This window comes from Pseudomonas caspiana (assembly GCF_040224095.2).
Classification (GTDB): domain Bacteria; phylum Pseudomonadota; class Gammaproteobacteria; order Pseudomonadales; family Pseudomonadaceae; genus Aquipseudomonas; species Aquipseudomonas caspiana.
Window position 1 is genome coordinate 3,120,885 of record NZ_CP167995.1, and the last position, 22,089, is coordinate 3,142,973.

The window sequence follows — 22,089 nt, forward strand, 5'->3', positions numbered from 1 at the left end:
GAACGGCGATGGACCCAACCAACACAGGCTTCCTCACTCATTTGTTGTTGAATGTTCAGAATGTGGTCTCCAACGGGTTTGGGATCATCACACACCGCGCTCTGGCGATTATAGGCACTCTCGCCTCAATCGCGTTTCCAGTAGTTGCGCGATTCTGGGCACAGTGCGGTGAAGATTTCACCGCACTTTTCTTCCGTAAGCTCCCGGGCATCGGCTTGTTTGCGTTTCTCGTGACGTCGTGGCCGACGTTAACCATAGGCACAGCCGAAGGCTTAGCCCAAACAGGTTCCCTTGCTGGCGGCGGCTCAGGCACTCCAATGTTCAATGACCCAAGTGAAATCCTGGACCAAGCATTAGTCGTCATTAAACCCATTGAGGACGAAATTGCGCGCATCCAAGATGGGCCGTGGTACCAAATGATTGTCGTGCTTGCAGTTATTACCCAATACACATCGTTGCGGGTGCACATCGCTTTCGAGCCAACACCTCAACAGCGTAAAGGACGCTAAGGGAAAAGATGTCAATGAAATGATAGGTAGCGTGCTATAGCTCAGATATTTAGTTCTTATTAATGTAATGCTGGAGAAGCGATAAAATGTTTAAGCCGATTGCGGTACTACTAACCCTAACATTGACCGGTTGCGCAGTAGTCAATCCTGTAGGTAACGTAGTGGACGGTGTACAAGGGCAACATATCGAAGATACTATCCCCCAAGTGACCAATATTATGGGTTCGTCGTTCAAGTATCCACTCATGATGTCAATCAATCACGACACTCTTAACGAATACCTCGCTACGTACACCAACGAAGATGCCAACGGCAACGCAGATTTCATCTGGCAAACGGACCGCAGTTTCTATGAGAACGTTCAAACTGGGAGTTATGTCGATACTTCGCAAGGTCGCCCTATTGTCGTGGAAACTTACCAGCCCAGACGCATTCCGTCCTCCTGCACGGTGACTTTAAAGGTCAATCGACAAGGCATAGTTCAAAGCTCCGATGTTTCTGGATGCAGATCTATAGTTCCAATGTCGCAGGTTCTTTTCGGTTGGTAGTGGGGCGGCTTGACTGCTGAGGATAAGAACTAAATTATCCCTCTCATCTTATAGGCGGCATCAGGGGGATAAATTACATATCTTGCTCGGTGTTTTTATTTCAATCATCGCATTTTTGCTGCATAAGAGTCTAACGCGGAAAATGCAAATCATGACAGATGGGCGCGATTAAAATCCTTGAAGGGGTGGTACGTGGAACTAGCTCTTGCTTTCAACGTTAGAGGAATCCTGAGGAGTGCATGTCTATACGGTGCAGGGATCATCATCGGAGTCGTCATCGTCCTGATGTGGGACTCGGTGCGATCGTCATCTTATCTGACAGATGGATTGCGGACTGCATGGAATGGCGCGCCTGCGGAATTCGAAAGTCGTCTGCACGCCCGTTTTCCATTGGGCATGCCTGCCGGTGACATGATTCGTGAACTCAACAAGGAAGGCTTCAAGCCCACGTGGTTTGAAGGCGCCGGTTATTACGGTGCTGTCCGGCGTGAGGGATGGATACCGTGCAGAGTAACTGCGCGGGTGCGTTGGCAGCTAGGGCCGGATGATAGGCTGGCTTACATTGACGGCAACTATCAGGGGCAGGGCTGTCTGTTATATGATTTTAACCGATAAGAGAAAAGCCCTTTTTTCAGAAATATCAAGTTATCGCATCCCGTATGCGCAGCGAGGCAGCGGCACCATTCAACAAACCGGCACGAATAAGGGGTACTGAATGCTCAACATCAAAGTAGTCACACTGGTGCTGTTGTTGGCCGGTTCCGCGGTCGTTGGCGGGGCCGGTACAGCGGTCTACATCAACAGCGCGTCGGCATCCGTTGATGCAATGGCGGTACTTAACTGCAAGCCTGAGTCTCAGCGGCCGCCTGAGACGTTCAAGCACGTTGATCCGGTCAATACTGGCCGCGACAAGGGGTACTAAGTCATGGAGCGGCGCGAGCAACCCGGACTTTGCATCTGATTTATTTTGAAGCTCAGCAGTAATGAGCGAAGTTCAGCAGGGCGCGCAGGTTTGGACATTATCGAGATATATGGGCTATCCACTGATTGTTGTGCGTGATGGAGGTCGTGGCCGGTTATCACGATTGCCAGTATACGTCGGCCTTGCAATTCTCGCAGGTGAGTAATTATGTCGCTAATTGTCGCAGTTCGATCCAAGTCGGTAACGACGATGTCGCAATCCACCCGTGTTTGGGGGATTACTGAAGCGGTCTGCACCTCGCAGCCCCATTTTCGCAACAGCATCGCGGTAGCTTGCAGAACGTTGTGGTTATCTTCGATCAGCAATACACGCAAACCACCGAGCAGGCGTTTGCTCCAGTCGATGTCAGGCGCTAGGGCTTCAATGTTTGCGGGCACGATGGGCAGATCACTGATGATCACGGATGTACCCCGGTCCGGGCGCGACTTGATGCTAAGCTGAAGTTTCAATAATCGAACAATACGGCTGACAATGCTCAACCCTAGGCCTACGCCCTCGATGTCTCGGTCGCGATTATCGCGAACACGATAAAATTCATTGCACAAGTGCGGCAGATGTTCCGCCGATATTCCGCGTCCGAGGTCATAAACTCCAATGCTCAGCTTGCCTTTATGCTGTCGGCAGCCGATCAAAACCGATTTGCCTGGTGCATATTTGAAGGCGTTTGAAAGCAGATTCTGCAACAGCGTGCGCAATAACGCGGCGTCACATCGAACGTGTTGACGGCACGGTCGCAGCCGGACTGCAACGCCTGCCCAGTTGGCCGCTTCACTGTTCTGAATGACCAGATTGCTCAGTAACGCGTCGACATCGATGTTTTCCAGATGCCCCTCTATGTCGCCCTGATTGAGGGTGTACATATCCAACAGCGAGCGGAAAAGTTGCTCAACGGCGCTCAACGCCCGTTCTATGTTGTCGACCAGTCGCCGCTCATTAATGTCCAGTTGCCCGTCGCGCAGGCAGGCGGTAAACAAACTGATGGAGTGAATTGGCTGACGCAGGTCATGACTGGCCTGTGCCAGAAAGCGTGACCTAGCTTCATTCAACGCTTGAGTTTCCTCCAGTGCCATATGCATGCGCGAGAGAAGGAAATAAACGAATATCGGCATCACCAGCATTGCGAGGATCATCATCACCGTAACGGTAGGGCGCTGCTGAAGGTAGGGTGTTAATTTAATCATCAGCGCAAGCGAGGCCATGGCGAATGCGGTGGCCAGCAACAGATAGGTGCGTCCGCAGCGCATGCCGTAGCATACGGCCATACTCAACATGACCGAATAGACTGGGAGCATCGCTTCGCCCCCGATGGTAATCGTGATAATCCCGACGATGCTGTCGACCACTAGGGCAAACATGTTGCGCGGAGTTGAAGCGCCGGGCTTTTGCAGGATGAGTATGATCAAACCCGTGTTAACAACACTGAAGGCGAAGCAATAAGCCAAGATTGCCCAAAGCCGCGTAGCCGTTATATCGTCCATTGCATAGGCGATGAGCGTGTAAAGCGCTGAGGTGGCAATCACCGCCATGCGCAATAGCGCATGAATTACCTCCAGGTCTTTACATCTGGTTAGTATCGTTATCATTGACATGGCAGTGCCTTATCCAGCTAACGGCTGGAAGAAAACGGTATCTTGCGTTTTCTCGTTAATAAAACCTTCAAAGACAGTCATGTTGACTGTGGCTAAGGCAGTAGCAACAGATCTTCATACTTTTAAGCGCGTTATTTATGAGCTGCGCAGGCGAATTTACCTAGTTATGGTATTCACCATCCTCAGATATTTTCTGATTCGCATATTTATGCTTGTAATTCCCGCTCCGAGGCAGTACGAGCTCTGCTGCTCTCTAGGAGGATGCAAGTGCGAAGGCGACGGTCGTTTGTGCAAGCTTTAATCACGCAGGTACGGCAAATCGTGTTGACGTTCATCATCATTCTAAATCCATAGAAATCACGCTTGAATGCATCATAGCATCGAAAATTAGAACGTTCCAATTTCTGAGCAGTGTTTTGGAGATTTGAGAATATTTTACCTACAAAGATTTTGCGTGCGGTTCAATCCCGATTTTGATGAGCAATCTGGCAAGCCGATGTCCGCCATTCCGTCTACGCGAAACCCGTTGGCGATAGGAGCGCTAGCAGGCGCCAGAGACCCTGGATCAGGAGAGAATCGTCAAGATTGAGTCCTATGCCTTGGCCAACGAGCGCGATGACGCCAGGGTGGTAAGGCGGTTTATTCGGTTTTAGATGGTTGTCCGCTTCGTACTATCTCGGATTACGATGTTGGCGGGAAATACAACATGCGTGCTTTCGTTAACCGCTAAGCCAGCTACTCCTTTGAGCAGAAGCTCAACTGCCTTATTCGCCATGTAGTAGAGAGGTGACTCCACGCTGGTTAATGTGGGAATACTAAACTCGTCAAATTGCATGTTGTCGAAGCCAGCTACGCACACATCGGCAGGCACCTGTAGGTTCAAATCGTATAATCCTTTTAGAGCCCCTAGTGCCATTCGATCGCTCGCAAAAATCATCGCATCAGGGCGCGATCCGCAGGAACAGAGCTCTTGCGCTACTTTCAGGCCACTGGCCATCGACCAGTCGCCTGCAAGATTCCACCGAGAGTCGATATCCAAATTGTATTTCCTCAGCCCGTCCTGATAACCCAAATAACGCTCGTCAATATCCTGGTTGGTATGTCCATTCCTATCGCCCGCAACAAAAGCAATTTTATAGCAGCCAACACTGTAGAGATGATCAACGAGTTGTGCAGTAGCGAGTCTATTTGACTGCGCAACATACATAAATTTTGGGTCCATTGTGCCGAACAAAACAATGGGTACATTATGGCGACTGAGCTCTGTCAGGACAGGATTTTCGGGCTGTTCAACCACTGCGATGATACCGACGATGCTGCCTGATTGGTAAAGCTCAAGTATTTCTTCAACTGCCGGCGCTTGATGTGCTGAAGGTTTGCGTTGAAGAAGTGAGTAACCTAGTTCATCCGCCGCCAGACCCAGGGACTGCATGACGCTGTTCCAGTAGGTATCCTGAATCTGTGGAGAACGATTGTCATAGGCGGCACGCTCTCCGAAAAAAATACATGCGACTGTTTTTTGTGGAACGTTTCTTAGCGAGCGAGCGGCCACACTGGGTACGAAATTTAATTCGCGGATCACGTTTTGAACTTTCATCAAGGTTTTCGTGGCGACTTTTTCAGGGTGGTTTATCACTAGCGATACGGTCTGAAAGCTTACCCCTGCGGCGTCCGCGACATCCTTTATGGTGATCCTTTTAACTTTACTTCGCATGCTATTCTCTAGGGTGGGCGATTCCATCGCAGGCTACAGCTGGATAACGCCAAGCCTAGCGTAATACTTGATTTTACCGGAGCATGCTTTGCGCGCAACTCCTCTCCTAGAGGTCGAACTACACACCAAAGTTGAACGCTCTCACAAGCCACGCTGGAAGGCTGAGTTCGTATGAAAACGTTAGCTACCAATCGGCAGCGTTTTTCGCCCTTGAGTCAGTTCTTGAGGACGTCGTTTTTTGAACTGCCCGGAAATTATCCACGAGTGCTCCCAAAAGCCAGTCTGGCGTCCGGCCTTTGGGGGCAGGAACCTGCATTACAGGCGTGTGCTTAGGGTGACGAAGGCGCTCCGTGGAGACCCTACTTTTAAGATCTGAAGATTGCCAGCTGGATCGGTAGCCGCGCTAGAGTCGGTGTTGATTGTGGAGATATAGCGGCGATCAAAAAGATTTACGAGATTGAGTGATAGCCTGGTGTCCTTCAAGTCCCCCAACTTACCGAAGTCGTACCCAACATTGGCGTTGGTGACCCAGTAGGCATCAACACTCGAGTCGTTTGTGTAGGTGTAATATCTTTTGTCCATGTAATTGGTTTGCAGACCAGCGCTCCACCGGTCTGACTGCCAGTCCAGGCTACTGGAAACCATCCATCGCGGGGCGTCGATTACGTCTTTACCTTTGACATCGACCACGTTGCCGTTGCTGCTGTAATTGTCTTCATACACGCTCCTGTTGTAAGTCATGGTGTTAGACCATCGCCATTGCGGATCGGGGGTCAGTGCCAGCGAAAGTTCTGCGCCTCTGCTGCTTACTCCGCCTACGTTGGCCACGCCGTTCTGGCAAATTAAAATCCCGGTGCAATTGGCAATAGCCAATAGCCGGTTATCGAAGCGTGTTCCATACAGTGCAGCGGACGCCGTATAAAGCGGAGTGCTGTGGCGCATGCCCAGCTCAACTGTTTTGGATTTTTCCGGCTTCAGATCCTTTAGGCCTTTAAGTGCGTCCAGCGTGGTTTGGCTAGTGAAGAGCGGGCTGGAAGTACCGCTGGGGAAGGCCGCCATGTTCTCTGCGTAGGAGGCAAAGACTTCGGTTTGCTCATCAATTTTGTAGGTGGCACCAATCTGTGGAAGGAAATTGTCACGCGCTTCTAGGGAACCGCTGGCGGAACTGCCCGAGCCTTTGACTGTTGATGTGGTAACGACGTGCTTTGCTCCGTATTCAAGCTTGAGACGGTTATCTAGCAGCGTCCAGGTGTCGCGAATGTAGAACTGACGGGTGAGGTCGTTGTAATCCTGTGCCTGGATTGTTGCTGCAAGAGGCAAGCCGCTGACATCGACAATCCCGCTCTGTGGCGCAGTGCCTGTTGTGTCAAATAGGTAACGATCCGCTGAGTTTTTGTTGGACTGGATCCACATGCCGGCCTGTAAAATATGATCTCCAACGTAGTAAGACAACGAACTCTGAACACCCGTCCGGTCAATGCCGTAAAAGGTACTTCGAATCGAATTGCTCGGAACTGTAGTGGCGCCGCTGGTGTAAACAAACGGATAGTAGGAGTTGCCAGCACCTGAGTCATGATGGTGATAAACGGTCGCGTCAAGCAGAAGCGCATCATTGAGCGTGAACGAGCCGCTGAGTATGTCGAGTTCGTCGTTACGTACATTACTCGAGTTGTAAACAGCATCGCTTACACTGTTTACGCCGCCGCTAAAAATGCCGTTTGCGGCGTTGACTGCTCGTTGCCAATCAGGTGCGTAGTTGGTCCATTTGTATCCGAGTCGATCAATCTGGCTACGTGAAAGTGAAGGAATCGTTGACTCTTTGGACTCCGATTGACTGTGAAAGAAACTCAAGTGGTGTTCGCCGAAATCATAAGTGATCTTGGCATTCAATGCGTGCGAGCGCTGCGGGCTGTCACCTTTCCAGGCATCCGCGTCGTAGTTCTCCCCAGCAACGTAAGCGGCCAGGCCGTTGTACTGCCCGGTATCAGCACGTAAAAAAGTACGCGTGGTGTCGAAGCTGCCTAAGGTTTGCGATAAACGAAGACCGTGCGTCTGATCTGGGTTGGCACTTGAGAATCTAAGTGTTCCGCCTAAATCGCTGTTTGAGGCTGTGCCTAACGCACCAGTGCCCTGAGCTACCTCAGTGCTGGCGATGTTTTCGGGAATAATTGCCCTGTTGATTGTCAATCCATTGGAGTTACCAAAGCTCATATCACCCAAGGTAACGCCATCCAATGTATAGCCTAAATGATGCATATCGAACCCACGCAGGCTAATACGTTGACTACCCAACTCTCGACCAAGAGGATCGCTGGATTGGAAGTTAACCCCCGGCAGACGCTGCAGCACTTTCATAGGATTGCTGCCCGCGGAATAGGCCTTGGTATCTTGCTCGGTGACGCGGTGAACTTGGCGTGTTTCGCCCTCGCCTATGACTGAGACAGTGCCCAGCGTGGTGGCCGCGGCGCTTGGCTCTTGCACGGGTTCTGCTTCGGCGCAAAGTACATGGCCGGAGTAAACAACAGGAAGGGTCAAGGTGATTTTCAGGCAAGCGGCGGGGAGCCGTTGCCAATTCAGCATCGGTTTGGAATTCATGTAACTCGTGTCCTTTCAGGCCGCAGGGAACTATGAGAATGCAGGCGTGGATAGTGGGTTCAGGGCGTTTCTGTTATCACTGATAACTGGGTAATGCCGGCATTGCGGACTTCAGCTAGCACTTGTGCGACTTTCCCATATTCAGCGCTGCGGTCCGCACGCAATGTGATTGCGGTGTCAGGTTCCTGTTGATGCAGTGTCTGCAATGCTGCGGGTAGTTGGTCTATAGACAGGATATTTTTATCCAAGAACACTTGGCCTGTCGCGTCCACGCTGACGGCAACAGAATGTTGTTGTGTCGCCTCACCGGTTGCTGCAGTTTCGGGCAGGTTCAGGGCGATAGAATTGGTCAGCAAGGGAGCGGTAACGATAAACGTCACTAGCAAGACCAGCATTACGTCAACCAGAGGGGTAATGTTAATCTCACTAATTACGTCGTCAGTTTGATTGCTTGAAAATGCCATTTCACATTACCCCGCTAAGTACGCTTTTTTCTTTGCCGCGGTGTATCGATGTCGGACGTTGCAATTGGAATGCATGGACCTGCGATAGGTTGAGAAACTCGACTGCAAATTTATCCAGGTCAGCAACAAGCGTTTTCACCCGCCGCATGAAGAAGTTATATGCAAGTACTGCGGGGACTGCTACCGCGATACCGACGCCGGTGGCAATCAGTGCTTCACCGATGGGGCCGGCGACAACCGCTATACTCGCGGACTTAGCTGTGCTGATAGCGCTCAGCGCATGAATGATGCCGAACACTGTGCCGAATAAACCGATAAAAGGTGCTGTGCTGCCAATGCTCGCTAACCAGCCAAGGCCATTTTCCATGGCACGTCTTTCGTCAACGATCAACTGGTGCAAATTACGCTCTAGCAAGTCTTGGCGACTCCAGGGATGGCCCAGTTCGGTTATGCCTTGTCGAGATGTCAACACCTGAGCGCCGGTTGCTCCTAAACGCGATGCGGCACTGCCGTTATGCTCCACAGTCAGCGCGGCTTCGAGGTTTTCTGCGGCTCTGAAAGCATGTATGTAGTCACGACTTTTTCGGCTTTGTTTCCACTGGTTAAGGCCTTTGAGTAAAAGCAGCGCCCAGGTAACGACGGAAAAGAACAACAGGATGCCGAGAGATAGCTGAGTGATAAGGGTTGCGTAGGCGTTATTCATAAGTAACCTCAGTTTGAGAGTTTGAAGGCGAGAGGAACATTTACCCAGCCATCCGTGGCGACTTCTCCGCGCTTGGCGGGCATGAATGTCCATTGGTTAACTGCTTTGATAGCCGCTTGGTCCAGACTGTCGAACCCACTCGACGTGAACACCTGAACCTGCTCAGGACGACCGTCAGCCCGGACATGCACTCTCAGCACTACCACGCCTTGCTGCCGCAAGCGCGCAGCGATGGGGGGATACGTCGGTGGCGGATTATTCAGGTAACCCGCGCGTCCGTATGGTCCCACCAGTGGTTGTTCAGGCGCAGGCGCAGAGGAGGGAGCCGACTGTCGAGGCGCTTCCGCGGTTGTTTTGCCTGGCTGTTCTGCGGGCAGGCTTGGTGAAGGGGTTTTGCTCGCCGTGACGATCTTTTTGGGGGCCTGCGTTGGCGTAGTTTTTGGCTTCGTTTTTGGAGGTGCAGGTGTCTCGGCTGGCTTTGGAGTTTTGGGAGGTGGGGTAACTGCCTCAGGTTCTGATGGGGCTGATGTGCTCATTGGTGGCGCAACGGGGGGCGCTACTAATTGCATTACCACAGGCAGCGGTGGTGGAGTGGTTTCGATGTCTGCGGGGCTTTGCATCAAGAGCCAACCCACTAGACCATGGGTACCCATGGCCATAAACAAACACAAAAGAATCATACTGCCATGGTGATCAGGAGGGCGGGGCGTTGATAGTTTTATTGATGTATCAGCCGCCCTCACAACGCCAGCTACAGGCATTAGGGGTTCTTGATAGTAATCCGGACTGGGCCGTCGACATGGACTAAACGATGACATATGCATGCTCGCTATAGCTACGTTGGTATAAAAGCTCAAAGCGTTTCAGGGCGCTGGCCGATGGCGAATTTGTCATCAAAAGCCAGCATGTCGTTGAAGGTGCAGAAACGAGGACCATCCAACTCCAGAACACCTAGGGCTTTCTGCAGATACGCCCTGCAACGTTTCTGAACTAGCTCGTAGTCTCGGATTTGTTGAGCACTCATCCACTGCACCAGATAGCCCAGCGTGATGTGAAATCCGTAGTCATCGTGTTCAGGGGAGCGAATACCCAGGCATTGGGCTAGACGATCTCGCAAATCACGAAGCTTTTGACTCTCCTGCAAGTTGGCAGGAACCAATCGCACTGTTGCGCCGCTGTCCTTGTAAACGTTGAAATCATCGATTTGCATCCGAATCTGGAAGTTTTTGTCGATAAAGAAATCTTTCAGGCGCGCAATGAAGTGTTGTGTGCATGCCTGTATTGATGCATCTGGTGGCACGTCACTGGGCCAAAACGGCGCCTTACGTTTTTCGTCAATTACCCCTTCAAAGACAGTCATGTGGTAGCTGGACGGTGGCAATAGGCTAAGGCAGTGGCTGAAGTCATAAGTCGCAATTGTATTTCTGACTACCGTAAGTGCTTCATTTATTGGGGTGCGCAGGGGGATCTGGCTAATTATGGTATTCCCGGCAAACGGGCGAGCTTTTCCATTCTCAAGGAATTTTCGATCGACATCGTACGGCTTGTCATTCGCTGCTCGAGGCAGCGTTAACTTTGTTGATGCAGAGGACGAGGCAAATGCGACACCGGCGGTCATCGCGCAGGCTTGAAACATGAAGGCACGGCGAAGCGTGTTGACGTTCGTCATTAGATTAATTCCATTAATACTTGGCTGCTGGAGCTTGAAAGCACTATTTTGTCGCAAATTAGAACGTTCTAATTTTGAGGTAACGTAGCGTGTTTTTGTGACGAATCAATTACACCTGCGAATATTTTGAGTGAGTCTGTCGACTCCACGCTGACTCAATAACGTTCTGGGAGTAAAGTCCTATGCGCACAGGACAGCACTAGGAACATGTCGTGCGAGCATGAATTGAAGTGGTAAACGCCTACCCTGGATTTGATGACTTCCAGAGCGATTTCGCCTGATGGTTACGCAGTTACGCATGCATCGACTTTTGCGAGGTGCAACATTTTTACCGTGCCGCAGCGTCTAGCAGAAAGAAGAAAGTAACGGTCTTAGCCGGGAAAGAAGGTGCATGAGTCCGACGGTACGGGAACAAGAGACAATGGCTGCCGCCGGCCACTCGCCAAATCGAAAAGCAGTGGTGTCTCTAAAATGGTGATTCGCACCCAATCACCTTGAGCAAGGTTGGTTCGACCAGGATGGCTGACCACACAGGGCTGTCCTGCCAAATCACAATACAGCAGGGTATGACTGCCGAGGTTCTCTGAGGACTCGACACGAGCCATTAGCCCATGCGTTGTCACAGACATAGCTTGTGCGCGTAAACCGAGTACGTAGTGGCTGGCTTCATCAATGGTGCCGTTTAGGTTGTATGGGAGTCGTTGGCCGTCGGTTAGATAGAGACCATTGCTTGGATCTCGGCGCACTGGCAACAGGTTCATCGACGGGGTGCCAATAAAGCTCGCTACGAAAGTACTGTTGGGATAGTCATAGATTTCGCAAGGTGCACCGACCTGTTCCACTCGACCCTGGTTGAGAACGATAACCCTGTCGGCAAGGCTCATGGCTTCTGTCTGATCGTGGGTCACATAGAGAATAGTCGCTCCAATCTCTTTGTGCAGTCGTCGGATCTCCTGCCGTAACTCATGGCGCAATGCATTATCAAGATTGCTCAGAGGTTCGTCGAACAACAAAATTGCCGGCTTGCGCACCAAAGCGCGACCGATTGCTACACGTTGGCGTTGCCCCCCGGAAAGTTGTGCTGGCTTTCGCTCCAGCAGTGTATCGATGCCGAGCGACTTCGCGCATTCAAGCACACGTTGGTCGCGCTCGGATCGGTCAACACCAGCTAGCTTAAGCGCATACCCAATGTTTTCCCTAACGCTCATATGTGGGTAAAGTGCATAGTTCTGAAAAACCATGGCGCACCCTCTCGCTTCAGGAGGCTTGCGAGTCACATCTTCATCATTAATCAGGACCTGCCCTTGACTGCTTTCGTCCAAGCCCGCGATTAAACGCAGCAGTGTTGATTTTCCGCAGCCTGAGGGACCAAGAACTACGCTTAATTCGCCGGCGTTAAAAGTCAGATCAATATTGTCAAGAATCAACCGATTATTATAAGTTTTACAGAAGCGCTTTAGCATTATGCTTGGAGCACGAGCCCAGTGTCTGTAAGGCTTCATTTTTCCACTCCAACAATTCCTTTAATGAACCAGCGCTGCATTAATGCAACTATCAAAATAGGTGGCAAAAGACTGATCACAGCTGCCGCCAGTAATAGATTCCATTCGGGAGTCTGAGTTGTATCGGTCGGCATAAAACGGGCTACCCCTAGTACTAGCGTACGTATTTCTTCTCGATTGGTTGCAACTAGAGGCCATAGGTAATCCTTCCAGGCACCGATAAATACAATCGTCCCTAGCGCAGCAAAGTTGGTTTTTGACAGTGGCAAGAGAATGTCGATGAAGAAACGCCAAGGACCGGCGCCATCCATTCTTGCGGCCTCGGCCAGTTCGGGCGGCAGTGTTGTGTAGAACTGTCGGAACAAAAATGTCCCCGTGGCGCAGGCAATCAGCGGTAAGGCCAGCCCTGAGTAGCTGTCTAATATGTTCATGTTCGGTACTAAAAAGCTCGTGATGCCAATTGCCTGCATAAAAGTTAGCAGCGGTCCCAGCAGATTACTGGCCACGGCATAGGTCGGAATAATGCGCACCTCGAGTGGTAGCAATAGTGAGCCGAGGACTATGAAAAAAATAATAGATGTATAACGGCTTCGGAAATAGACCACCGCAAATGCGGTGAGCGCCGATAACGCAAGCTTCCCCAGTGTTACCAGCGTCGCGACCAGCAGGCTGTTGCCCAGCAAGCGAATTAGGTCTATACGCTGACTCACTTGTGCCACGTTTGCGACGAACTGGTCGCCGGGCAAACCGGCGAGCCCTTGCGCCAACAGTTGTGTATTAGTCACACTTGCGGAGCAGACCGCGACGTATAGCGGGCCTAGTGCGAACGCCAAACCTAGCAATAAACTCACGTAGGCTAGAAAGTTTGATAACCGTTTGCGTTCTATCATGGCTGGTTTTCTATACGCTTGCGTTTCGCCAAGACTCTGAACTGAATAAAACTTAATATAATAACCCCCATTAGCATCAGTACAGACAGGGTGGAGGAGCCCGCAAGATCGAGTCCAATGAATCCATCACTGTAAATCTTGTAAGCGATGATATTCGTCGCGTCGCCTGGCCCGCCGTGTGTCAGGGTATCTACCAGTCCAAAACTGTTTGAAAGACTTTCAAGCAGGTCAATGACAAAAACCAGAAGCAAGTACGGCGTGATCATGGGCAACTGTATATCGCGCAGGCGCTGCCAAGCGTTTGCTCCGTCTAATTTCGCAGCTGCGAGATAGTCGTCGGGTACCGATTGTAAGCTGGCACTTAATATGACGAAGTTAAGTGGCATGAGGCACCAAGAATAAGCCACGATCAGCAGCACCATGCTTTGGTTCGGATTAGCATGAGGTGCCCATAGTTCAGGTACCACCTCGTTCAGCCATGCCAATAGACCAATCACCGGATTAGCCAGCAAATTGAAAATAATACCTGCTACAGCCCCCGAGACTGCGTACGGCCATACCAGAAGGTTACGCCATAGCCTTCTGCCTCGCACGTTGAGCTCCAGACTTGCTGCTAGGATCAGCGCCATGACTATTGACAGGGAGACGCTTGACAGACTGAAGATCAGCGTGGATTGCAGAGAGTCAAGCACACCGGGGTCAGTAAGTATTCGTCGATAATTGTCCAAGCCTACGTAAGTTTCGCGGCCGCCGAACGGCTGTACTCTGTTTAGGGACCACCACAAGGCTTGAATCGCCGGCCAGTAAAAGAAGATCGCCAACGCAAGCAACTGCGGCAATGCATACAACAATGGCTGAAACTTCTGTGGGAAAACCGCGTTGGCGTTCATATGAGAAGTCCGGTCCAGTAACGTCGGTAGTTAATAGCGAGGGAATTCACCGTAGGTTTCCTCAAATAGAGCGAGTAGTGAATTTCCGCGTGTCACCGTGTTCTGCAGGGCCTCATCGGTAGTCTGGCGCCCAGTAAGTGCGTTTTGCATTTGCTGTTGCCAGATCAAGCGCAGACGCGTCATAAATCCGCTACGTAATGCAGGTGAAACCTGACCGTGACCATCCATCAGCGAAGCGAGTCCCATCGACACTGGGGTAGGCTCATACAAAGTGCGAAGCATCTGATTGGTAGCGTCCGATGTGACGGGGAGGTACCCTGTTTGCTGGCTGAAATATAATTGATTCTCTGGTCGAAGCAGGAAAGCCAGAAATGCGGCCACGACTGCGTAGTCTTTATTATTGTGCCCTCGCAAAACCCACAGAGCAGTGCCGCCGGGCACGCTGGCATGTCGTTGGGTGCCCGCATATACAGGAAGTACGGTGAACTCCATATCCGTCATGTCTGCTTCCCTTATGGTTCTCCATGCAGCTGTAGAGTCCAATAGCATTGCGCATTCGCCACTCGCAAACGCCTGGGTTTGAAGGCCCGTGCGGGTTGCCGCCTGATCTTTTACCCATCGGAATTTAGTCCAGCGGGCGAGATCACTCATGAGCTGTGGGTGGCTGCCTTTATTGAAAAGGTAGCGTGCATTCAAGCCTGCGGTTCCGTTGACCTGACTGGCTACCAGCGAACCTTGAGCAGCACTAGCCTGCTCAAGCCATATCCAGGGTGTGAAATCCGTGACAAAGGGGCATTTAATGCCTTTTTCCTTCAATGACTTCAACGCTGCTTCGAAGGCCTCCCAAGTATTTGGCGGCTCATCAACCCCTGCGAACGCCAACATATTTCGGTGGCTGTACATGATAGCGGTGGATGCTGCGAATGGTTGCGCCGCGATAAGACCGTTGGAGTTGGAATAGTAACGGCGCAACGCAGGGACGAATGTACCTGCGGCGTACTGCTTACCATATGCGGCCATAAGGGTTTCTACATCCCACGTTGCTCCTCCCAGCAGCATATCTGCTGTAGCAGCGTCGTAGATTTCTGCCAGCGCGGGACTTTGTCCGGCACGGTAGGCAGCTACAGTCTTCTGTAATACCTGCTCGTAGCTACCCTGATGAATACAAGTGATCCCTGAATCGTCGTTGCGCGATTCGTTGAAACGGTTGCAGAGCTCTGAAATCACACGAGCGCTGGCGTCACTGTGCCCGTACCAGAACTCGACCGCTTTTGGCGATGCTTGGCAGACGAAGATATTTACTAGAAATGGGGCGGACAGTATGAAGGCGCGAATCATGGATGCACTCAGCTGCGCTTTAGCTTTTATTGAATAAAGACTCAATAATATGTATTAAATGTGACCGTTTTGCTTCTGGAAGAAGGAAAGGATAGGAATAATTGAACCATGGATGCAGGTTTCCGATACGCGTTGCTTCTGAACGCCAAGGCAGTCCCAAAATGCGACAGTGCCCCATTGACTCCAGAGTGTAGTTTGAGTGCGCCTCCGACAGTATTGACATGACAACCACCACGCCGTTCGAGTGCAACTATTGTGCGGCTACGCTTGCGGATTCACCAGTCAGTGAGTCGATTGGCGCTTCACAGCTGACGCCGACCAGACATCCCGCCGAGTCGACAGACTCACTTTGAAAGCTGCGTGTGCATACGTAGTAGGCGTACTGGCGGGTGCTGGCGACTCGGATATCTGGACGGGGTGGCTGGGGGGATATCAACGACATACCTGGTACTTTTCCCACGCAATTGCTTGAGCACCGATTGGTTAGTTGCAGCCCAGCTGTTGGGAGCTATAGCAATGCGTGGACGATTTCAAGGTGGGTCTGCCGGTATTGCCAGCGGTTGCGGTGCAGTTATTGAGCATACGGACCCGCCGGAACTTCCGGTGTTGTGTTGCAAGGCTTAGGCGGCGTCAGTATTCAACTCGCTGGCAAGGCTACAGCGTTGTACGCAAGCATTTCGAAACGTAACCACTTAACGCGTCGTAGCGATATCCTCGCGTCATCTTCGTCCCTAAGGAATGGCTTTTATCAACTGTTCCAGTTGTTCGATACGTAGCTGAGTGGCGTTTACCCTGCAGTCTGCAGTCAGGGCATCTTGTTCATTGCGAGACATGCCCTGCACCAATGGCTCGGCCTGACAATAGGCATCTCGATAGGTGCGCCAGGCCTTAGATGCAGCATTGAAGTTCTTTTCCAGATCATCCAGATAAGCAGGATCGTCTACTGCATAGCTGGCGTAACGAACATGGGCCTTGTTGAGGATTTCCCTTTCGATTCCTGTCAATTTTTCGTCGATAGAACGAGTTTCACGTAATGAGATGCACAATGCACCCAACAGCTTGCAATCAGCTTCTGGCAGGGCTAACAGGCAGGCTTGTCGATCTTCGGTTGCAGCAAGGCGGGAGCAGTCCGAGCTGGCTTTTGTAAATGAAGCGCTTAGCTGGCCTGAAGCGACAGCGTGCGTAGATGAACAGGCTACCAGTGACAGCAATGCAGATGTGGCTATCCATCGCGCGGACTTTCCCAGTGTGAACTCGACTCTATCCATTTTTTTTCTGGAGGCGTTCATATGCATTCTCAAAGGGAAATCGCTTGGCACCCCATTTTTCGAACATTTACCGGTAAGGGGAGGGGGAGGGGCTTCACCTCTCGACAAGCCAAAATCCGGCCCAAATTGGGGCCTGCCAGGTGCAACTCCGCTGGGGGGGAGTGGTTTGGGCAAACGCCGGAAGTGAGGGTGTGAGTAAGCGCATTGAGAACACCCAGGAAGGAAGCATTAAAGTTTCCCATTCGATGAACCCTTTAAATCAGGTGTCTTGACATTAACCGTAGTCCACTCGCCAATGATTTTCGATAGCACACGTGTGCTATTGCGTTGCGGCATCCGCTGCGTAAGCTCTATTTATAAAATCGACGTGATAAAGCGCTCGACAGTATTCGATGAAAACACGCACCTTTATACGCATCAACATTCCTGTCGTGCGAACAAGGGGAGATTGATTATGTCAGGCAGCTCATCCGGTCCAGCCCTCAACCGAACCGCCTGCATTGCAGCGCTCAGGTCCCAGTCTTAGCCTTGACGCCGGCCTATCAGCCAGTGGATGCCGTTGAAGCGCTGGGTGACTTATCAGCCGAGGACCTTACATTCAGATCCCCGAAAATGCGCGAATTCATGCGCCAGTGGTTTGATGTTGTGGCGCTTGATGAGACGCCCTGTGCCCCTGCCGATATAAAGCTGGCGCCGATCAACATCGTTTGTGAATTCAGGCCAGACTATCAATTTGGTTATGTTCGACTTCCGGCCATCATGGTTGGCATTGTTGGCAAGTCGGTAGAAGACGCCCGTATCGCCAGTGTGGTAAGTGATCGAACCCTCCCGTTTTTATCAATGGACCTGCCGGACTCCGTATCTAGGTGCGTATATTTGCATGCCATACAGCGCAAGCCGCAGTGAACATGACCAGATGTTCTCGCTATGGGATAACTGGCTTCCCCGCACCGAGGCGCAGATGCTGGCCTGGCACCAGATAGATTCAGAGCAGAGGTACATTCAAAGTGTCTTCGCGTCAGGCAAAACCGTCCCCGCCGAGGTGATGAACTTGCGGTCCTGGAAGCAGTGGCAGGACACGGCGACCATTACCATTCGGATCGAGCGTCTGGTACTGATCGGCCAAGCCTGCCAAGTCCTCAATCGGGACGATGGAAGCACTATCATCCGCAACGCTTACTACGAGCTCGAAGGCGCACGTTTCCGGTTGGCTGAAGAATATAGAGTCCGCGCCAAGGACTGGCTCAGAGCGTTGCGTATCGGCGCGACGCAGTCGGCAAACCTTTCAGACATGACCGATGACGCACCCTGTAAACAGTTCTCAGTGCCATACGGGATGCTATCAAAGCTCATGACCTGGACTGATCGACCCCAGGAAATTACTCCGGGGGTAGTGGCGGGCCCAAGACTTAAGTTTTGACGGATTGCACGACCGCGCTTGTATGACGCTGCATTGAAGTAAGTGCGTGAGAGACGGCCAGCAAGATCGCTCCTGTCAGATAAATAATATAGCTACCTGATTTGGAATCCTTTTAGTGGAGCGACCGGGGGGGGGGCGATCCACATTGCGTAAGTTTATGCGATACATTCGTCGATCAATAGGCGTGAATGCGAGCCGGATAACTCCTACACATTTATGTGCGCTGCGCGCAAGCATGGAGGGATGGATATCGGGGGCATATCTACAAAAAAGGATTCCAGAACAGCGAGTATTTAGAACAATCCTGCCTTTATCTTTTGCTCAATGATCTTACCTAAATCGCGCCCGGGCGATTGATAAAGCACGGAGGAGTGCGGGCAGTGGGGCGCATGTTTGAACGGATGCGGATCGACAAGATGTTGTGAATAACCACAATGCTGGCAGTACACCGACTCGCCCCTGAGCTTCCAGTGCTTGTTCCAAGCCTGCAGTGGGAGATAAGGTATTGTCATCAGGGCCTACCGTTTATTCAAAGGTGAGTCGCATGCGTTTAAATGAATCCATAGGGTCGGGCCATCTGCCGGTATTTAACTCCACAGTCAATGTATGCATATAGGACACCATTATGGCTGTATCAATCTGCCGCTGATGAAACGAAAACATTCATCTGTTCTTGCTTTTAGGTTAAGTTTCATCGCATGAGTCGCGCAATAGTACGGATGTACTACGTGCTATGACACTCATGTAGTCTTCAAGAGGGCGGTATAGGTCATTGCTCATAGCCCCGACCAAGGCTATCGATTACAGCGACTCATCCTGAATGCGTTACAGCATCCAGTACGCTTCTCGCTTGAAGAGCAATGAGAACTGATAGCCCCCATCGGCTTTGGTCAGATTAATCACTGCGCTGCGCCTCAATCGCTTTAAACTTGTTGTTGCGTTCTATAAGGCGCTTGAGCATGCGTACCGACTCGTTGTACTTGGCATTTTTTGCCAGCACCATGCGTGTGCAGACCTTCATTTACTCCTCCACCATTTTGCCTTTCATGTTAGGGGCCAGAGACTTGAATTGCTGCTGCCCCCCCTGAGAGGCCAGTCTCTGGGGCACCCGTGCAGTCGTCTTCCAGGCCATAGCCTTCTGGACGTTCGGCAAAGTTGTCAGCCATGGTGGACGCCCCTAGGTTCAACCGCTGAAGCTTGATGAGCTGCTGCTGATAGTGATCGATCTGCTGCTGGTACTGCTTGAGAGTCTCGGTCCATCGCTTAGCCTGCTCTGCGCACTTTACCGGCGAACCCGCGGAGCCGTTCTGCTGGCAATGTAGGTGATCTCGGCCACTACGCTGTACAGCGCGCCGTCACTCGTCGGAAACAAACAACTGCCTGCGCAGGCAAGCGTGGCGGCGTGTGCGGCTCAGGATTTCGTGGCTTCCTGAAGCGCTCCGCCAACGACATTGAGGTACAGAAAGCCTTCGTCAGCACGCTATTGCAGAGCGAGTACATCGATCCTGAAGCACAACCGGAACCTCGCCCTGTCCCTGAGCTACTGGACAAGTCCTAACTGGAGTTCCCGCTCATCCCCAGCGATCAAAGCAGCACGATCAAGATTTTACGCTTGCCAAGCGGCTCAAGGGGCCGGATAGCGCAACCTAGGTGGCACCAGCCAAGGAGCGCTTGCTGCCAACAATAACGAAGTTCAGCGTTTCCTAGCAGAAAACGCCATGGACTTAGTCTTTAGCGGATATCGGCCTCGGTGAGTTCGTTTTCTTCAAACTGGTCAACGACTACTTCAGCAACGAGATTCAAGAGTTCGGCCTGGAGTTGATGAGCCGCGCTATGAGGTGGGTCAGTACGATCGCTTTGACAGTGACCACTCTGTGGGTACTGATTCTGGGCTATCGCATCGCAACCGGGCAGACGCGTGAAAGTGCAATGGCGACCATGATCAAGGCCGGCAAGGTCGCGATCATCATCAGCCTTGCTTCCGCTGTCGGGGTTAACGGGGCAATGCTGCACCAGACCATGACCCAAAACCTGGACAAGGAGATCCATGGTCTATTCACGGGTGATGAAGACAGCACCGCCTCCGATGCGATCGACGAAAATCTTGCCTACACGCAGGTACCCCTCACCGCGTTGGATGCGGTGCGCGTCGACGCCACCGATCCGGAGGCACTGGAGAAGAAAGGCCGCGCTATCTTGATGGCGGGCTTCGGCACCGCCAGCCCGCCGATGGCAGCTGGGGCGATGCTGCTGTTGTTCAAGTTCACCATGGCCTTCTTAATCGGGATCGGGCCAATTTTCATCCTGGCTCTGATCTTCGATCAGACCAAGGACCTGTTCAAGAAGTGGTTGTTCTACGTGATCGGCACGCTGTTCTCGATGGCAATGCTGTCGGTGGTCACGGCGATGGTGCTGAAATTCACGGCAAAAGTGGCTGCGGCCTACTGGGCTGCCCGACTCATCACATTGGGCAATGCAGAAGGACTATCTAGCCAAGCCCTACAACAGGGCGGTATCGGACTGGCCATGACCTTGTTGATCAGAAGCGTTCCAACATTGGCGGCTGCAATTTGGCAGGGTAATATGGGAACGTTCATGGCATATTCAGCATTTGATCGTGGCGGCTCAGCAAGTCCTGGACCACAGGGGAAACCGGCCGGGTCCTATATGCCGCAGCAGATTGGAAGAGACAATAACAGACCTTCTAGCGAACTCAGCGGCGGGAACGTTAGCAACGGTAATCTAGCGCGAAATCCAGATCAAGGTATAACCTCACAGCCATCTGGGTCGCGTGGCTTAGCTGGTCCTAAAGATAGTAGCTTCAGTTAAGAAATATAGGTTTACTCGCGATGAGAATTTTTTTCTATGTGTGCGTTTTATCTTTAGTTTTCTCGGTGACTGCCAGAGCAGAGCAAGGCTGCCCACCTGGCCAGTATCCCATCGGAGGTCAGGGAGTAGCAGCATGCGCGCCCATCCCGCAAGGAAATGCTCAGCAGCCGGCGGAACCTCGCCCTCTTGGCAAGTGGATTAAAACATGGGGTGCTGTTGCAATGGGATCACTGGGCTTGGAGCGGAATTTCGGGGTGACTACCGGAAAGCTTTCAAAAACGGAAGCGGAGAGTGATGCACTCGCTCGCTGCGCAAAGCACGGCGAAAAAGATTGTAAAATCGGCTTATCTTATCGAAATCAATGTATTGCCATTGGGGAACCACAGATTAATGGTAAACCCAACTTGGTGGGAAATGTACAATTCTTTGCAGATCAAACAATTGAAAACGCATCTGCATCCGCACAGACAGCTTGCGAGCGCAGAAATCCGGAAAATCAGTGCAAAGTAATTTATAGCGCATGCTCGGAACCGATATTTAAATATTATTGAGACGCACCAACCATACTTTCACCAACCCATACTGTTTCAATGTAGCGTCGGCACAGATCTTTGCGCGGGTCTGCCCCATCGCGCACAGGCATGGCACGCCCCAGGGTACTTCAGGTTCTACGAAGTAGGTAACTCGCACGTCATAGGAGCGATGCAGTGGATAGAGCGCTCTTCCCTCATGAGGCACGTTGGTATCGGTCTGCCGAGAGCCTTCGAAATCTGATGATCGTTGTTGTCTTGATGCTCGCCCTTACCATCACCCTGATCGCATTGGCCTATCGCACGACGTTTAATGTCCTGCTCGGGCTTGCGCACTATGTGGCCATTGTCGGTGCAATGCTGCACGTTGCCGTTGTCGTGCTGCTGACAGTGCGGATTGCACATGCTGCAATCGTCTGTAAAGCCTGTGCAGCCAAGGCAAACACACTGCGGGTGCGGCACTTGAGAAAGTTACAGCCCAGGCAGAAAAAGACTGTACTTCTCTAAATAATAGTTCGTGCAGAGTTATTTATTCCAACTGCTCGGATCCAATCTTTGAAAAGTTCTGATACATGCCTGAATGCACTGCTAGGTTCATCATCAAGCGAAGCTTAGATACGCAAGAGCCGCGTGGCCAATAAGACTTCCA

22 protein-coding genes are annotated in these 22,089 nt (G+C 51.6%); 9 read left to right on the forward strand and 13 right to left on the reverse strand.

The window, feature by feature from the left end:
* The first annotated feature begins 8 nt into the window (after positions 1-8).
* The 4 genes from ABRP31_RS14290 to ABRP31_RS14305 all read left to right on the forward strand — a co-directional run bounded on the left by ABRP31_RS14290 (position 9) and on the right by ABRP31_RS14305 (position 1,979).
* Entirely contained in the window at positions 9-509 is a 501-nt protein-coding gene (locus ABRP31_RS14290) for a hypothetical protein (RefSeq protein ID WP_217664518.1), read from the forward strand.
* Positions 510-595: 86 nt separating this feature from the next.
* The gene (locus ABRP31_RS14295; protein ID WP_217664519.1) at positions 596-1,057 is read left to right on the forward strand and encodes a hypothetical protein; all 462 of its coding nucleotides are present in this window, start codon (positions 596-598) and stop codon (positions 1,055-1,057) included.
* Between the two features lie 192 nt (positions 1,058-1,249).
* Complete coding sequence (locus tag ABRP31_RS14300) at positions 1,250-1,672, forward strand: hypothetical protein (RefSeq protein WP_349970081.1); 423 nt, start codon at positions 1,250-1,252, stop codon at positions 1,670-1,672.
* A gap of 100 nt (positions 1,673-1,772) precedes the next feature.
* Entirely contained in the window at positions 1,773-1,979 is a 207-nt protein-coding gene (locus ABRP31_RS14305) for a hypothetical protein (protein ID WP_096133256.1), read from the forward strand.
* Here ABRP31_RS14305 and ABRP31_RS14310 read toward each other — a convergent pair.
* The 12 genes from ABRP31_RS14310 to ABRP31_RS14365 form a co-directional block, all read right to left on the reverse strand.
* Complete coding sequence (locus ABRP31_RS14310; protein WP_349970175.1) at positions 1,976-3,622, reverse strand: ATP-binding protein; 1,647 nt, start codon at positions 3,620-3,622, stop codon at positions 1,976-1,978. The two genes, ABRP31_RS14305 and ABRP31_RS14310, sit on opposite strands and share 4 nt — an antisense overlap.
* Before the next feature lie 655 nt (positions 3,623-4,277).
* On the reverse strand, positions 4,278-5,342 hold the full coding sequence (locus ABRP31_RS14315; RefSeq protein WP_349970083.1) for a LacI family DNA-binding transcriptional regulator: 1,065 nt from the start codon (positions 5,340-5,342) through the stop codon (positions 4,278-4,280).
* Between the two features lie 315 nt (positions 5,343-5,657).
* Positions 5,658-7,937 carry a TonB-dependent receptor gene (locus ABRP31_RS14320; RefSeq protein ID WP_231672118.1) on the reverse strand — a complete coding sequence of 760 codons (2,280 nt, stop codon included), beginning with the start codon at positions 7,935-7,937 and terminating at the stop codon, positions 5,658-5,660.
* A gap of 59 nt (positions 7,938-7,996) precedes the next feature.
* Positions 7,997-8,401 carry a biopolymer transporter ExbD gene (locus ABRP31_RS14325; protein WP_096133254.1) on the reverse strand — a complete coding sequence of 135 codons (405 nt, stop codon included), beginning with the start codon at positions 8,399-8,401 and terminating at the stop codon, positions 7,997-7,999.
* 1 nt (position 8,402) lies between these two features.
* Complete coding sequence (locus ABRP31_RS14330; protein ID WP_096133253.1) at positions 8,403-9,104, reverse strand: MotA/TolQ/ExbB proton channel family protein; 702 nt, start codon at positions 9,102-9,104, stop codon at positions 8,403-8,405.
* 8 nt (positions 9,105-9,112) lie between these two features.
* Positions 9,113-9,394 (reverse strand): energy transducer TonB, encoded by a 282-nt coding sequence (locus tag ABRP31_RS14335; RefSeq protein WP_231672117.1) that lies wholly within the window; start codon positions 9,392-9,394, stop codon positions 9,113-9,115.
* Positions 9,395-9,957: 563 nt separating this feature from the next.
* The gene (locus ABRP31_RS14340) at positions 9,958-10,773 is read right to left on the reverse strand and encodes a DUF1868 domain-containing protein (protein WP_349970084.1); all 816 of its coding nucleotides are present in this window, start codon (positions 10,771-10,773) and stop codon (positions 9,958-9,960) included.
* Positions 10,774-11,144: 371 nt separating this feature from the next.
* Complete coding sequence (locus ABRP31_RS14345; protein ID WP_372489413.1) at positions 11,145-12,275, reverse strand: ABC transporter ATP-binding protein; 1,131 nt, start codon at positions 12,273-12,275, stop codon at positions 11,145-11,147.
* Positions 12,272-13,165, reverse strand: coding sequence for an ABC transporter permease subunit (locus ABRP31_RS14350; RefSeq protein WP_349970085.1), 894 nt, complete (start codon positions 13,163-13,165; stop codon positions 12,272-12,274). The genes ABRP31_RS14345 and ABRP31_RS14350 overlap by 4 nt, the downstream gene beginning before the upstream one ends.
* Entirely contained in the window at positions 13,162-14,055 is an 894-nt protein-coding gene (locus ABRP31_RS14355) for a sugar ABC transporter permease (RefSeq protein WP_349970086.1), read from the reverse strand. Before ABRP31_RS14355 ends, ABRP31_RS14350 begins: the two co-directional genes overlap by 4 nt.
* A 30-nt stretch (positions 14,056-14,085) precedes the next feature.
* Complete coding sequence (locus tag ABRP31_RS14360) at positions 14,086-15,393, reverse strand: extracellular solute-binding protein (RefSeq protein ID WP_349970088.1); 1,308 nt, start codon at positions 15,391-15,393, stop codon at positions 14,086-14,088.
* Between the two features lie 731 nt (positions 15,394-16,124).
* Positions 16,125-16,682, reverse strand: a complete 558-nt coding sequence (locus ABRP31_RS14365; protein ID WP_349970089.1) for a lysozyme inhibitor LprI family protein — start codon at positions 16,680-16,682, stop codon at positions 16,125-16,127.
* A gap of 591 nt (positions 16,683-17,273) precedes the next feature.
* On the opposite strand from ABRP31_RS14365, the gene ABRP31_RS14370 reads away from it, so the two are divergent.
* Positions 17,274-17,567 (forward strand): hypothetical protein, encoded by a 294-nt coding sequence (locus ABRP31_RS14370; RefSeq protein ID WP_349970090.1) that lies wholly within the window; start codon positions 17,274-17,276, stop codon positions 17,565-17,567.
* The gene (locus ABRP31_RS14375; RefSeq protein WP_349970091.1) at positions 17,542-18,081 is read left to right on the forward strand and encodes a hypothetical protein; all 540 of its coding nucleotides are present in this window, start codon (positions 17,542-17,544) and stop codon (positions 18,079-18,081) included. The genes ABRP31_RS14370 and ABRP31_RS14375 overlap by 26 nt, the downstream gene beginning before the upstream one ends.
* An 895-nt stretch (positions 18,082-18,976) precedes the next feature.
* Here ABRP31_RS14375 and ABRP31_RS14380 read toward each other — a convergent pair.
* Positions 18,977-19,102, reverse strand: a complete 126-nt coding sequence (locus ABRP31_RS14380; RefSeq protein WP_349970092.1) for a hypothetical protein — start codon at positions 19,100-19,102, stop codon at positions 18,977-18,979.
* A gap of 812 nt (positions 19,103-19,914) precedes the next feature.
* Between ABRP31_RS14380 and ABRP31_RS14385 the strand changes: the two genes are divergently transcribed.
* From ABRP31_RS14385 to ABRP31_RS14395, 3 genes are all read left to right on the forward strand, one after another.
* Positions 19,915-20,910, forward strand: coding sequence for a type IV secretion system protein (locus ABRP31_RS14385; protein ID WP_349970093.1), 996 nt, complete (start codon positions 19,915-19,917; stop codon positions 20,908-20,910).
* A gap of 20 nt (positions 20,911-20,930) precedes the next feature.
* A complete protein-coding gene (locus ABRP31_RS14390; protein ID WP_349970094.1) occupies positions 20,931-21,461 on the forward strand; it encodes a DUF4189 domain-containing protein in 531 nt (176 codons plus the stop codon).
* Positions 21,462-21,683: 222 nt separating this feature from the next.
* A complete protein-coding gene (locus ABRP31_RS14395) occupies positions 21,684-21,947 on the forward strand; it encodes a hypothetical protein (RefSeq protein WP_349970095.1) in 264 nt (87 codons plus the stop codon).
* Positions 21,948-22,089 lie beyond the last annotated feature (142 nt).

Coding starts and splice junctions, on each gene's coding strand:
- ABRP31_RS14290 (WP_217664518.1), top strand. CDS start 9: ATGGACCCAACCAACACAGGCTTCCTCACTCATTTGTTGTTGAATGTT.
- ABRP31_RS14295 (WP_217664519.1), top strand. CDS start 596: ATGTTTAAGCCGATTGCGGTACTACTAACCCTAACATTGACCGGTTGC.
- ABRP31_RS14305 (WP_096133256.1), top strand. CDS start 1,773: ATGCTCAACATCAAAGTAGTCACACTGGTGCTGTTGTTGGCCGGTTCC.
- ABRP31_RS14310 (WP_349970175.1), bottom strand. CDS start 3,622: ATGATAACGATACTAACCAGATGTAAAGACCTGGAGGTAATTCATGCG.
- ABRP31_RS14315 (WP_349970083.1), bottom strand. CDS start 5,342: ATGCGAAGTAAAGTTAAAAGGATCACCATAAAGGATGTCGCGGACGCC.
- ABRP31_RS14320 (WP_231672118.1), bottom strand. CDS start 7,937: ATGAATTCCAAACCGATGCTGAATTGGCAACGGCTCCCCGCCGCTTGC.
- ABRP31_RS14325 (WP_096133254.1), bottom strand. CDS start 8,401: ATGGCATTTTCAAGCAATCAAACTGACGACGTAATTAGTGAGATTAAC.
- ABRP31_RS14330 (WP_096133253.1), bottom strand. CDS start 9,104: ATGAATAACGCCTACGCAACCCTTATCACTCAGCTATCTCTCGGCATC.
- ABRP31_RS14340 (WP_349970084.1), bottom strand. CDS start 10,773: ATGACGAACGTCAACACGCTTCGCCGTGCCTTCATGTTTCAAGCCTGC.
- ABRP31_RS14345 (WP_372489413.1), bottom strand. CDS start 12,275: ATGAAGCCTTACAGACACTGGGCTCGTGCTCCAAGCATAATGCTAAAG.
- ABRP31_RS14350 (WP_349970085.1), bottom strand. CDS start 13,165: ATGATAGAACGCAAACGGTTATCAAACTTTCTAGCCTACGTGAGTTTA.
- ABRP31_RS14355 (WP_349970086.1), bottom strand. CDS start 14,055: ATGAACGCCAACGCGGTTTTCCCACAGAAGTTTCAGCCATTGTTGTAT.
- ABRP31_RS14360 (WP_349970088.1), bottom strand. CDS start 15,393: ATGATTCGCGCCTTCATACTGTCCGCCCCATTTCTAGTAAATATCTTC.
- ABRP31_RS14365 (WP_349970089.1), bottom strand. CDS start 16,682: ATGAACGCCTCCAGAAAAAAAATGGATAGAGTCGAGTTCACACTGGGA.
- ABRP31_RS14370 (WP_349970090.1), top strand. CDS start 17,274: ATGCGCGAATTCATGCGCCAGTGGTTTGATGTTGTGGCGCTTGATGAG.
- ABRP31_RS14375 (WP_349970091.1), top strand. CDS start 17,542: ATGCCATACAGCGCAAGCCGCAGTGAACATGACCAGATGTTCTCGCTA.
- ABRP31_RS14380 (WP_349970092.1), bottom strand. CDS start 19,102: ATGAAGGTCTGCACACGCATGGTGCTGGCAAAAAATGCCAAGTACAAC.
- ABRP31_RS14385 (WP_349970093.1), top strand. CDS start 19,915: ATGAGGTGGGTCAGTACGATCGCTTTGACAGTGACCACTCTGTGGGTA.
- ABRP31_RS14390 (WP_349970094.1), top strand. CDS start 20,931: ATGAGAATTTTTTTCTATGTGTGCGTTTTATCTTTAGTTTTCTCGGTG.
- ABRP31_RS14395 (WP_349970095.1), top strand. CDS start 21,684: ATGATCGTTGTTGTCTTGATGCTCGCCCTTACCATCACCCTGATCGCA.